This window comes from Nodosilinea sp. LEGE 07088 (assembly GCF_015207395.1).
GTDB lineage: Bacteria > Cyanobacteriota > Cyanobacteriia > Phormidesmidales > Phormidesmidaceae > Nodosilinea.
The window spans coordinates 1-12,282 of record NZ_JADEWX010000173.1; the positions used below are offsets into that span (position 1 = coordinate 1).

General features: G+C 57.5%; 11 protein-coding genes and 1 pseudogene. 8 read left to right on the plus strand and 4 right to left on the minus strand.

Annotation, left to right across the window (positions count from 1 at the left end; all coding sequences use genetic code 11):
• From IQ254_RS25465 to IQ254_RS33280, 4 genes are all read left to right on the plus strand, one after another.
• On the plus strand, positions 1–359 hold a 359-nt coding region (locus IQ254_RS25465), incomplete at its 5' end, for a RidA family protein (RefSeq protein ID WP_193968960.1).
• Between the two features lie 234 nt (positions 360–593).
• Positions 594–1,283 carry a Mo-dependent nitrogenase C-terminal domain-containing protein gene (locus IQ254_RS25470; RefSeq protein ID WP_193968961.1) on the plus strand — a complete coding sequence of 230 codons (690 nt, stop codon included), beginning with the start codon at positions 594–596 and terminating at the stop codon, positions 1,281–1,283.
• Between the two features lie 54 nt (positions 1,284–1,337).
• On the plus strand, positions 1,338–1,661 hold the full coding sequence (locus tag IQ254_RS33275; protein WP_228041087.1) for a DUF4058 family protein: 324 nt from the start codon (positions 1,338–1,340) through the stop codon (positions 1,659–1,661).
• A 32-nt stretch (positions 1,662–1,693) separates the two neighbouring features.
• Complete coding sequence (locus IQ254_RS33280) at positions 1,694–1,894, plus strand: DUF4058 family protein (RefSeq protein WP_228041088.1); 201 nt, start codon at positions 1,694–1,696, stop codon at positions 1,892–1,894.
• A 31-nt stretch (positions 1,895–1,925) separates the two neighbouring features.
• Here IQ254_RS33280 and IQ254_RS31835 read toward each other — a convergent pair.
• Both IQ254_RS31835 and IQ254_RS25480 read right to left on the minus strand, forming a co-directional pair.
• Positions 1,926–2,029 (minus strand): annotated as a pseudogene (locus IQ254_RS31835) (transposase); the annotation flags it as partial.
• 14 nt (positions 2,030–2,043) lie between these two features.
• Positions 2,044–4,149, minus strand: coding sequence for an FAD-dependent oxidoreductase (locus tag IQ254_RS25480; protein ID WP_193968962.1), 2,106 nt, complete (start codon positions 4,147–4,149; stop codon positions 2,044–2,046).
• A 415-nt stretch (positions 4,150–4,564) separates the two neighbouring features.
• Here IQ254_RS25480 and IQ254_RS25485 point away from each other — a divergent pair, with 415 nt between their 5' ends.
• The 4 genes from IQ254_RS25485 (at position 4,565) to cysC (ending at position 7,645) form a co-directional block, all read left to right on the plus strand.
• Entirely contained in the window at positions 4,565–5,032 is a 468-nt protein-coding gene (locus tag IQ254_RS25485; RefSeq protein WP_193968963.1) for a hypothetical protein, read from the plus strand.
• 143 nt (positions 5,033–5,175) lie between these two features.
• Positions 5,176–5,415 carry a hypothetical protein gene (locus IQ254_RS25490; protein ID WP_193968964.1) on the plus strand — a complete coding sequence of 80 codons (240 nt, stop codon included), beginning with the start codon at positions 5,176–5,178 and terminating at the stop codon, positions 5,413–5,415.
• Between the two features lie 442 nt (positions 5,416–5,857).
• On the plus strand, positions 5,858–6,868 hold the full coding sequence (locus IQ254_RS25495) for a YihY/virulence factor BrkB family protein (RefSeq protein WP_228041089.1): 1,011 nt from the start codon (positions 5,858–5,860) through the stop codon (positions 6,866–6,868).
• Between the two features lie 225 nt (positions 6,869–7,093).
• Positions 7,094–7,645, plus strand: a complete 552-nt coding sequence (gene cysC / locus IQ254_RS25500) for an adenylyl-sulfate kinase (protein WP_278000367.1) — start codon at positions 7,094–7,096, stop codon at positions 7,643–7,645.
• 391 nt (positions 7,646–8,036) lie between these two features.
• Here the strand turns inward: cysC and IQ254_RS25505 are convergent, their stop codons facing one another.
• Positions 8,037–10,772, minus strand: coding sequence for a hypothetical protein (locus IQ254_RS25505; RefSeq protein WP_193968965.1), 2,736 nt, complete (start codon positions 10,770–10,772; stop codon positions 8,037–8,039).
• Entirely contained in the window at positions 10,769–12,076 is a 1,308-nt protein-coding gene (locus tag IQ254_RS25510) for an AAA family ATPase (RefSeq protein ID WP_193968966.1), read from the minus strand. Before IQ254_RS25510 ends, IQ254_RS25505 begins: the two co-directional genes overlap by 4 nt.
• Between the last annotated feature and the right edge of the window lie 206 nt (positions 12,077–12,282).

Below are 12,282 nucleotides of genomic sequence, written 5' to 3' on the forward strand. Positions count from 1 at the left end.
CCCCCGCCCCCGTTGGCCCCTATAATCAGGCCGTCGCCGTCACCGGGCAAATGCTCTTTGTCTCAGGCCAAGTCGCTCTCGACCCCGCCACGGGTGCCCTAGTGGGTGAGGGCGATGTCGTCGCTCAAACCGAGCAAGTCATTGCCAACCTCAAGGCGATTTTGACTGCCGCTGGGGCCAGCTTCGACAACGTGGTCAAAACCTCGGTCTTTCTCAAAGACATGAACGACTTTGCCACCGTCAACGAGGTTTACGCCAAGTACTTTGGCGGCGATCAGGCTCCAGCCCGGGCCTGCGTCGAGGTATCGCGACTGCCTAAGGATGTCTCAGTCGAAATCGATTGCATCGCGGTGCTCTAAGTTCAGCGAGCTCTCATCGCTCAAACCCCGGTCGAAAAGTCAGGGCTTGAGGGGTATTTTGTATTGGGCTGCACAAAGAGCCGATAGATTTTGCCAGGAGGGGGCAGTCTTAAACTGTCGGCGTTAAAATTTGGATGGCACGGCCTGTTTATTAGCTTTTTGATAACCGCCAAGCACCGCGATGGTCCGCCAGTGCCGGTCTTAAACCATCGCGGTACCTGTTGAGGAGGATCTATGCCTGTAGTCACTGAGTCTCTCTATACCCAAGCGCAAATCAAAGTCTGGCTGCGTGGGTTACTCACCCTCGCCTGGGCCGACGGCAACTTTGACGAAGAAGAAAAAGCACTGATTGCCGCCATCACCGAAGACGAACTGGCCCCGGGCCTCGATTTTGAACATTTTGAACCCGTTACCCCCGCTGAGGTAGCCCAGGTTCTGGGCCAAGACCCGGCCATGGCCGAAAACTTTTTGCGCATGGCGGTGATGGTGGCCTTGGCCGATGGCGTCTACTCCGCCGAAGAAGACGCCCAGCTACATGCCTTTTGCGAGGCCCTAGACCTGCAAGACACGGTATTAGCCTCAGTACGCTCAACCCTTTATAGCCTCAATCCCGAGCAGGCTGGGGCGGCCACTGGGTTAACCCCCCCGCCGGTCAGCGATCCCAAGATTGACCCCCTCAAGCCCGCCCGGGAATGGCTCGACCAGCTTGAGGTGCACGACCCTCGCCTGGCCCGGTTTGTGTGCAAGCTGATTCCATCCCAGTGCCCCTTTGAGCGCGACGTGGTGCTGTTTAAAAAGAAGCTGGTGCACATTCCCCCCATGTGCAAAATCAACCCCCTCTACGACCAGCTAGTGGGGCTACGGTTTCGCGCGCTGTCGTACCTGGCCGACGACTGCGGCGAAGACGTGACGCCGCTGCTGTAGGTTGGTCGGAGCAACCACTCATATAATTGGGTTTAGTTGGTAGGTTGTTTAACTATGCCGTCTCCCTTTCCTGGGATGAACCCCTATCTAGAGCGATCCAGCCTGTGGTCATCGTTTCATTTTCGTTTAATTGGAGCGATCGCAGCGGCCCTAGAGCCCCAGCTCAGTGCGCAATACTATATTGAGGTTGAGACCCGCAGTTACCAAAGCAGCGACCTCGCCGAAGAAACAGACCATGTCCTGATTGGCATTCCCGCCGCCGCCGTTATCGCTAAAGGCAGCCGGGAAGCTGATGTAGGTTTGTCTGCCAATACGGCTTTAGCCACTCAAACTCGTCCTCAGCAGGTGACCCTGCCAATTCCTCAGCCTATCCAATGAACGCTACTTAGAAGTGCGTGAGTTGGGTACAGATGCCTACGGTACCGATTCCCCTAAAGCCCCAGGAAAGCGAGCTTGGCCTTGATTTGCAAACCGTTCTAAATCAAGTCTATGCTCAAGCCCGCTATGCTCTACGCATTGACTACAGCCAACCGCCGCCGCCCCCGACCCTAGCAGCAGCAGATCAGACCTGGGTTGATGAGATTTTGAGAGCAGAACGGTCTACACAATAAAGCAGAAACAGCTGCACTGGTCGATCTACCTATCCTTGACGGGCTGGCGGTCGTCGGTATTGCCCGGTGTGATCTGGATAGTGAGCAACTCCCCTGGTCATTGACCACCAGGTGGAGCTTGAAGCCAAAGAACCAAACGAGAGCCCACCCTAGGATCGCCAGTCTTGCCAGTCTTGGTTGAAGATCGACGTATCGGGGAACATCACCGGGTTGCCGCTGGCCTCGATCTCCTGCTTGAGCTGTTCGAGCAGTGGCTCTTGACGAGGCAGATCATCGACCAGTTCAAAGGGCAGTACCCCCTCCCGCAGGGCAAAATCTACGGTGTGGCCAGCGGCGGCCCCCACCGACCACTCAAAGGAATGCACCCGGTAGGATGCGGCGGCAGCGGTGCTGGTGGCAATGCTCTTGCTGGCGACCAGCATGTTGTCGATGTTTTGGGGAATCATGGCCCGCAGCGGAATTTGGGCTGGGTAGGCTTTGCCGTGGGCCTGGCGCACTCCGGGGCGTTCGATGTTGCCGGGCTTTTCGACCGGGTATTCGGCGTAGCAGGGGTGAAAGTCGATGCTGTACTGAGAGATGCCGACGGCGTCGGGGTAGATGCGCGATCGCATGCGCATGGGAATGTCATCGGGGTCAATGTCGGGCTGAAAACTGTCGAGGGTCTCCAGACCCGCCAGGTAGCGTCGCAGGGAGAGATACTCTCTGTCTGAGAGGGTCTCTTTGTAGTATTCGTCGGCAAAATCTGTCATCGAAAAGTCGAGTTCATTGACCACAAACCCACTCTCATAGCCGTAGGTGGGGCGACCGATAATGCGTCGCCCTTCTCGCATGTAGGGGTACTTCGAGAGGCCGTGGGCCGTACCCATGGGCGAGTCAAACCCCTGCAGCAGGGTCAGATAGGGGTAGGGGTCTTTGATGTTGTCGCCAAAGATGGGGTCATCTTGGAAGTTGGGGTTATTGGTATCGCTAGTGGCCAGCCAGTAGAAATACCCCAGGGCGCTCTCTTCGCCCCTGCGCAGGGTGTCGGTACGCAAGCCCCCCAGCCAGCCGCCGGGTTCGAGTTGGCCCATGGCTTGCAGCTGCTCTTGGGTATAGACCAGGTTATCTCGATCGGTACCGGGGTTGTAGTCGTTGCCGGGTAGCCAGTTTTGCATCGAGATATCGCCAGGGGCGGGGCGAGGCACCCCAAAGATCGTGTCGCTGCGCTGGGGCGACGCATTCCAGATGCGGCGGTAGGTAAAGACAAAGTCAAAGTAGCCCTGGGGGTCTTTGACCGCGTCAATGTTGCGGGGGTCGAAGCCGTAGATGGGGCGATAGGTTTCGTAGAAGCTGGGCAGGTCGTAGGTCTGCTCGTCTTCGGTGTGCTCCATGGCGAAGGTGTAGGTAAACGCCTGGGGGCAGTAGGGGTCGCGGCTGGTGACTGGCGATGAGGGGTTGAGGGGCGATCGCGGGTCAAGCCCCAGCTGGTAGGGCACCCCGGCCAGGGCAATCAGTTCGCCGGTTTCGGTGGCTTCGACCACGTACCAGTCGGCGGGGCGATCGCCAGCGCCCTCGGCGGCCTCCGTGGGCACAAACTGAATCACGGTTTTGGCTAGCCGAGCCGAGTCGTCGTAGGTGTAGGCATCTTCGATAATTTGCGACAGCCGCTCGCTGTTGAGCGGCGCGGTGCCCGGGGCCGGGCTGTGCTGAATGGCTACCACGCTATCGATCTGGTTGCCAGCGGCATTCAGGCTCAGCTCCTTGACCACGGTATTAGGGAACCACTTCAGCTCACCGCCGCCCTCGCGCTCGGCCTCGGCCAGCATCTCCATCAGCATGTCGTTGGCGTCGTAGGGCATAAAGCAGGCGACGCTGACCCAGCAGCCGCCGGGGTTGAGCTTGCCGTACTTGGCCTCGATGCGATCGCGCAGTTCGTTATAGCCCTGGGCGTACCACAGCAGTGCCCGCTGCCTAGGCGCTTCATCCAGCGCCGTCGTGCCCTGGGAGGAGATCTGCCCCCCCACCCAGTCGGTCAGCTCCGTCATGCAGACGGTGTGCCCACCCCGCAGACTCTCGTAGGCGGTAGCCGTACCCGCTAACCCCCCCCCGACAATCAAAATGTCGCAGGCGACCAGGGCATCCGCCGCTGGACGCGCTTGGGCCAGCGTTGTTTCGCGGGTTTGGGCCGACGCCCGCAGTGGCGCTAGCGGAGCAGTGCTGCTCACTAGAGAGGACAACAGTACAGCGGCTGTGATCAGGGAGCGAGAGCGAGGCATACGGGCTTTCCTTAAAGAGATAGGGCCTGGAGCACCAGAAATCCCAGCAATATAATAGCGACTGGGGGTAACCTACTACTCTTTTATTTCCACTTTTTGGCGTTTTCTCGGGCCGGGGGCCGGCGCTGCCAAGTCAGCCCAAAATAGAAATTAATCTGGCCTAGTACACCAGTCAAGGGCGCGATCGCATTGGCTACAGCAGCTGACGTCGCCCAGTCCTAGCCGCGCTTAGCGGCGCTATCTGTATACCGGTAGGCGATCGTGCTATAAAACCCTTAACTCTTGACGCACTATCCCTTGATGCACCATACCGTAAGACAAAACTCTGTTTAACTCCTTCCGTTTGGGTGTAAATTTCTGAGCGACCTGTCGCCTCCCTTTGCTGACCATCCATGACCTTTGCCAGGATATTGCTATGAAGCGTAGTGTTCTAATGCTGCTGGGACTGATCACCCTCGGGATTGCTCTTGACAGACACCCGGCGATCGCAGAACTGCCCCAGGACTCGACCATTGCCCAGTTTGTGCTCATCGATGCCGCTGCTCCAGTGGGCACCCTCGACCCCGCCAAGCCGATTCAGATTCGGGTCGTCAACCGCTCTGGCCAAGATACCGTCGTGGGGGCTGTGCTCCTGCAACCCCCCACCGATACTCGCTTTGCCAACCCTGGCGAAGTGGTTACCTTTGGCACCCTGCACACCAGCTTTTTGCCCCCGCCGTTAGAGCTCGAAGTCTCTGCTAAAGATGCCGATATCAGTGTCGAGGCCGTCACTATCCTGGTCAGAGATAACGAAATTATTCTCAGTGCCGAGGCTCAGCCCGGGCCTGCGGATACAACTCGAGTCGTGCGGGTTGACGAATCTGGTGAGGTATTTCTCTTTTGAGCCTGGCCACCCCCGACTCCATGAGGGGAGGGCATGCCAACCGTCTCTGCGATCGCAATGTTGAGTTTTCCCCATCCATTCAAGCAAAACTGAGGATGCGATAGTATCGGCATATACCTAAAGTACCTGGGAGCGTTAAGCCCATGTTCCACCTCTACTTTGGATCGTTTGACATCGTTCTCTACCTGGGGGGCATCTACGGCGCGCTGGCCCTCTCAAAAGCCATCTGTGACCAAATGGATGAAGCCGCCACTACCCATAACACAACCATCACTGCGCCTAAGGTGGCACCTATGCAACCCATTGCTCCCCATCTGGTCGCCCCTTCAGCTAAGCGCGAAGACGTCAATGTACGAGTATCAGTGCCATCGGCTCAGTACTAGCAGGCTAGAATCTGCGCCCTAGCGACACTGGCCCGGCCCTCACCACGGCAGCCGAGGTTGGCATTGGCTCTACTCGCGCCGGTTTAGATGCCGCCTATGAAGTTGAGGTGCCAGACACCGCGCTGGGGATAGAGTTTTTTACTGGGCAAATCTCAGGGCTACTTACCTCTAACCGGCCCATCGGTACAACCACCGATATGTGGGCGCGCACGTGGGTGTCTTGCGCTAGCACCGCCGTGGGCAAAATAGGGCTGAAACGGCGCCAGATGGCTGCTGGTAGTGGCAGCATTTTGAGCAAGACAATACTTAGGGGGTAACGCTGGCTGGCATGCTTGCTTACCCTAGGGCCAAGCAATTTTGTCATTTGGTGCGCTATTTTTTCTATTTTGTGCCAACGTAGGTAACTGGCACAGCCCTCTAGCGAGCAAACAGGGTCGGTAGAATGAAAAGGCGACTGGGACATTGGCGACGCTCTTGGGTACTGGCCCATAACTGGATCAATAACGCTGCTATGCTCGATTTCTTTAAATATCGGGTCAGGCAATCGCTATGGACAAAGCTGATTGGCCGCACCCTGATAAAGTGGCAGCAAGACGACTGCCTCGAAATGGGGGCAGCGTTGGCTTACTATGCCTTGTTCTCTATGTTTCCAATGATTTTGGTGTCGTTGAGCATCGTCGGCTTTCTGATTGGCCCTAGCACAGGTGCCTATAATGCTGTGCTCAACTTTGCCCGCGAAACGCTGCCTCCCGACGCATTTCCGGTGGTGCAGACAACGCTGATGCAGTTTCATACGGGCAGCACCAGCGCCAGCATTGTCGGTTTTGGCATCTTGCTATTTACCTCTAGCGGCTTTTTTGGAGCGCTGAGTCGGTCGTTCGATAAAATCTGGCACACCAAACCAAGTCACCATCGCTTTGACGGCGTCGGGGAGGTGGCGTTTATTTTTCTATGGCGACGGTTTTTGGCGTTTTTACTGGTGATGGGAGCCACTGGGCTAATTTTCTTGTCAATGCTGTCTAATATTGCCATTGATACGGTGACCAAAATACTGGAAGGGGTAAATCAGTGGGTACCGGTGACGGCGATCGATCAGGTGCAGCTGCTAGTTTCGCTACGGCTGGGCATTTCGTTCGTGACGCTGACGCTGGTCGTGATGGTGCTGTACAAAAGCTTGCCCAGTACGCGGGTAGCCTGGCGTGACGTATGGTTAGGAGCGCTGATTACAGCGGTGCTGTGGCTGATTTTGCAGCAGTTGATCAGTAATAGTGTGATCAGCCTGGGCAGCCAGTTTCGCTCCTACGGGGTAGTTGGTGGGGTGATGGTGCTGATGCTGTGGATTTACCTGACCAGCCAGATTTTCTTTTTGGGAGGTGAGCTCACCTACGTCTATGCTCACCTATTTGGCAGTCGTAGGGGGCAAAAGCGCCTCAACTCTAAGGCTGGAGGCTAAACAGAAGCATAGTGGATAGCTTTACACATTTTTTATCAATAGATTAACCTCCGGGCTGGTACTGGCTCTACAGAAGCCAGGTCAGATAGCTTGTAGTAGGTTGTCGATAACCGATCGCGGCTCTAGATTTCATGGGCAGCACGTCCAGCATTAGGGAAGAGTGCGGGCGGTGGTTTAAATTAGATTGGTTTATCGTTATTTAGCAGTTAAGGAAGGAGTTGGGCTATGGCAATGCAGCGTGGGGTAACTATCTGGTTTACGGGGCTCAGCGGGTCGGGAAAATCCACTATTGCTCGTGCCCTGGAGGCCGAACTGCGTCAGCGAGGTTGCCAGCTCGAGGTGCTCGACGGGGATATTGTGCGCACCAACCTGACCAAGGGGCTGGGCTTTAGTAAAGCAGACCGCGATGAGAATATTCGTCGCATTGGTTTTGTCTCGCACCTACTCACCCGCAACGGGGTGATGGTTCTGGTGTCGGCGATTTCGCCTTACCGCAATGCGCGGGAGGAAGTGCGCGATCGCATCGAAGAGTTTGTAGAAGTCTTTGTCGATGCTCCCCTCAGCGTCTGCGAAGACCGCGACGTTAAGGGCCTCTACAAAAAAGCTCGGGCAGGCGAAATCAAGCAGTTTACCGGCATTGACGACCCCTACGAAGCTCCGCTCACCCCTGAGGTACACTGTCACACCGACCAACAAACCGTAGACGAAAGCGTGGCCCAGATCATTGGCCAGCTTGAGGCCATGGGTTATCTGACCCCGATGGCAGCTGTTGCCTAGCGCTGGCCAGATAGCTGAAGACAGGGAAAATTGGAAAAAGCCAGGGATGCGATCTGGCTCGCCATCATTCAAAGTTCTGCTCCGACTGGGGCAGGACTTTTTATTGGGGACAATCTAAGGCCTGGTGATATAGCGGTGTGCAAGTGAAACAAGTACACTCTGTTCCCTGTCACCTACTCCCTGTTCCCTGCAACGTCTTGAGGCAAACGAACCTAGAGAAATTTCCAATTCTTTAACACCGATTGAGCGCGATCGCTGTACCGATACCAGACCGACGTTCACTCACCTTTGCAGCAACCCCAGAGCCGCCTAGTGGCACTTCAAGGCAACGCTTCGGCGGGAACACTGCTATTTACCCCGGGTCAGGTGAGATTTAGGCTCTTGTTTTCAGCTATGGGGCGCTTTTGTCTGGGCCTCGAGACAGCTTGTCGAATAAATTGTCGGGGGCGTCGCGCCGGGCGTAGCTAACCAGGTAGTCGTGCACCAGTTGGTAGCGATCGATGGGTATGTCGGGCATCAAAAAGACCAGGCCCGACCCGACTAGAATCTCCAGTACAAGATCGAGTTGGTCAGCCAGATACTCAACCCTGCGCAGATCGAGTTCTTCTTCAAGATCTTCGCGGCTCTTTTGGGGCCGATAGGGGCGGTTCTCGCGATCGACGTCGGTGAGCAGATAGAGCACTAGGCGAGCCAGGTCGGCATTTTCGGCCCCACAGTCGCTGACCACGCTGCCCAAAAAATTTTGTACCAGAGTTTCTTTGGGATGATGACCCAGGTTGAGGTACTTGGTCAAGGTGTTAATGTCTTGGCGCTGGAGCTGGGCCCCCACCACCTGCAGCTCGATGGGGCGCACCTCGCCGATGGCGGTAGATAGGTCGGACACCAGGCGATCGATCAGCCCTTGTTCTAAATAAAAGTGGGCATCGTCGGTAAGACGGCGAATGAGCGAGCGAGCATCGGCGGCCTGGAAATTGCCCAGGTAGTAGCGATAGTCACGGCTGAGAATGTCGTGGTTGAGAATATCGAGGTCAAAGCCCCGCTCAATTTCGAGCAGGTAGTGCAGGTAGTCTTCGCGCAGCGCCAGCACCACCTTTATATAAGGAGTGTTGAGGCAGTCGAGCAAAAAGGCGTAGAAATCACGCCGTTGGGGCAGCTCTACCGCTTCGACAAAAAAATCTTCCACTTGATCAAAGATCAATACGATTTGCCGATAGCTCTGCTCGGTCAGGGTTTGGAGCTGTGTGGTGAGAGCGGCCTGGTCAATGGGGGCGGCCGGAGGAATGCTGTCGCGATCGCGATCGCCCTGTTGGTGCAGGGCCAGGGCCAGGGCCTGGTTGACCTCATCGGGCCAGTCGCGGTAGCTCTTGACCAACACCGGCAGCGTCGATCGCCCCTCGGGGAACGATTTGCCCAAGGCCGGTACCAGCCCGGCGTAGAGAATGGAGCTTTTGCCCACCCCCGACGGGCCATGGATCACAATCAGCGGATAGCGGGCCTGCTCCAGGCGCAGGGTGAGGGCATTGACATCCATCTGGCGACCCGAGGCCTGAATTTCGGTAGCGAGTAGCGCCTGGGCCGAGCCATCGGCGGTACCCCAGGGCAACTCCTGGGGCTGAATTTCGCCAGCTCCGATAAACGCTCGTAGCTTAAAGCGGGCCTCGACCTGGCGTTGTTTAAGTTTGACCCCAAAGGCGGCCCGGTAGTTGCCCTGCCCGTAGTAGAGGGTTTGTAGCGTCTCTAGCACGCTTCGGTGCAGGCCAAAGTCAATTTTGGCATCGGTGTAATTGAGGGCCTTTTCGAGCAGGTCAATGGCGGCCTGGGGCTGCTGCTGGGCGACATGCACCCGCCCCAACAGATACAGATACCAGCCTCGCTGAAACTGGTTGGCTAAGGTGAGTTCTGCTGGGGCAGGCGGCGGCTCAACGGCTGGGGTTGGCCCCACGTTGAGTGCTCCGGCGATCGTCAAAATTTCAAGGGCTCGCTCGGCATTGATTTGGGCCTGCTCAGTGTCACCCTCGGCCAGGGCTGCCTCAGCCAGATAGCCATAGTCACGGGCCAGGCGAATGGGGTCTTGGCGGTGCAGCATCAGCCCCTCGGTAGCGGTGCGGGCCAGCGCGCCCCAGGCCCCCAACTTTTGCTGTACCTCGGCCAGGGCATGAATAAATTTGCTCACCAGTTCTAGCTGATGCAGATCGCGAAAAATCCGCAGGCAGCCGCCCAGATGGCTCTCGGCTTTGTGCAGCATGCGTTCGTAGACCACCCGTTGTAGGCTAGCCTGGCTGCGATAGGCCACCCCGAGGTAAAACAGCAGCACCGCCTGCTTTTGTCGCGGGCTAGGCGGGGCCGGAAATATCGGGTGGGCGACCGGCGTAGCGGTGTGGGCCACCTTTTGCCAGTAGCTCAGGCTTTGCTCAAAGTGGTAGCGCGATACATCGAGGTCGCCCCGGCCCATGGCGTCGCGACCCTTGAGGAAATCGAGGCTGGCCTTGAGTTCGCTGTCGAGGCTGGCCTGGGTGGCGGCAAGGTCGGCCAGAGCAAACTCGAGTTCGGTGCGCAGGGTAGAGCCCTGACGGTAGTCGGCGGCCTGGGCATCGTAGGGGCTGGCATCCCCCAGGGAGAGCATGGTGGCAAACAGGTCGTTGGCGTTTTGGTGCAGCGAGTGAATCAGCTCGCCGGGGGGATACTCAAAGGAAATCGGAGCCCCAGCAAAGCTCTTAAAGTCGGGGGCGTGGCGGTTGAGACTAGCTAGGGTGCGATCGCTCACCCACAGCACTACCGGAAACGGAAAGGCCTTGGCAAAGGCGTTGCGCCCTAGGTTAACGGCCTTGAAGACCGCCGTTACCTGTTGTACCTGCTCTAACCCGGTCACCATCAGGGCCGTGCCAGGTGGGGGGTCGGCGGTCAGGCTCCGTAGCAGGGTGGTGGTATGGGGCGGCAGCGATCGCTCCACCAGGGGCGTCGTGGCCTGGAGGTGGTCGACCACCAGGTGCTGCAGGCGGGTATAGTTGCACCGGGCCAACACCAGGGAAAAGCGGTGGGGTCGCAGGGTCACCGCCCGCTGCAGCTCGGTCAGGGCCGCCTGGTTGTGGGCCAAGATCTCAGCACTGGTATAGGGGGGCACCGTCATGGCCGGGGCTGCTGGGTCAGCCAGCTGCGGTAGCGATCGGTCTCGGCCAGCAGGGGGTTGAGGCCAAACCAGCGGCCCTGGGCATCGCGATACTCGTACAGAAACAGGCTGCGTACCAGCATGTTGTAGTCTTCATCGCCCTGCACATCGCGGCGGGATACCGCCTGCAAGAGCAGATCCCATTCGCGATCGCTGACCAGGCCCATCAGGCTGTCGCGCTCGTTGCGAATAACGGCCTCAAGGGTGGCGCCCAAAAAGGGCGGATCCTGCTTGCGCAGACAGCCATCTAGCAGGCGAATCAGGTTGCGCATGTGGCCACCGCTCACCTGGCAGAGGCGATCGAGGGTGGCGATCGCGTCAAACACCTCGCCCACTGCGTCAATGCGCTGGTTCACGTTCAGCTCGGGAAAAGCGCGAATCAGCACCATCTGCCGCAGCAGCGCCATCCCCGGTTGATCGGAGTTGCCCTGGCGATCGCGCACCGGCACCATGGGCAGCACCATGGGGTTGGTGCCAAACCGATTCGAGAGCCGCACCAGGTCGTTGGAAAACATCAGCTCCAGTGGAATGGTGTAGACCATGTGGCAGTCGAGCTGTTTGAGCTGCTCACCGCGATCGACAAAAATGTACTCCGACTGGAGGCGATCCTGAGATCTAAGGGAGCTGTCAATGCGATCGAGATTGTCCATAATCACCACCAGGCGATTTTTGCCCTGCTGCTGGAGGCGATCGTTGGCGGGAGCCAGCAGCTCATCGTTAATGGCGGTGATGATGCTCTTGGTGCGCGGCTCCAGGTACTGCCTGAGCTGGCTACGCATGTCGGGGCTCTGTTTGGCCGACGCGGTAATGCTGGCAATACCCGCCGAAAAGCTGACATCCGAAATCTCCATCGGCGTGCGCAGGGTATCCCCCAGGTTTTGAAACAGGTTGCGCAGATAGGTGGGCTTGGTGACAATGCCAATCGTCTCTAAATGCTCGCTGACATTGTGGGCAATGCTGAGCAAAATATCGGAAATTTCTACATCCGCCATCTCTAAATCGCGGTCTGACTCAAAGTAGACCACCTCGTAGTTGCGGCGAGTCAGCCCATTTTTGAGGCGAAACAGTTCTGTCGATTTGCCGCAGCCAATGTGCCCAGTAAACAGCTGAGTGGTGGGCCGATTGCGGGCTAGACGGGCGATCTTGCGCTCTAGCTCTTGCACCATGTCGCCGCCGCGCACGGTGGCAAAGTCAATGTAGTAACGCTGGTTGCGCAGCGGTTGGGTGGGGTCGCAGGCGTCGTAAAACAGCTGTAAATCCAGCATGGGCAGTGTTTTAGGGTTGTCTCCAGGGTATCGCACCGCCCCTAGGGCAGGCTACTTGCCGTATCGATTTGCTAAAGACCTTAACGGGTGACAACGTACCTAAAGAGCTTGCTGCATCAGGGATAGAGCATAGAGACCACGCTGAAAATAGCGATGTTTATGGGGTTTGAGCGCTATCAGTTGGAGTGCCCAGTCGGTCCATAACT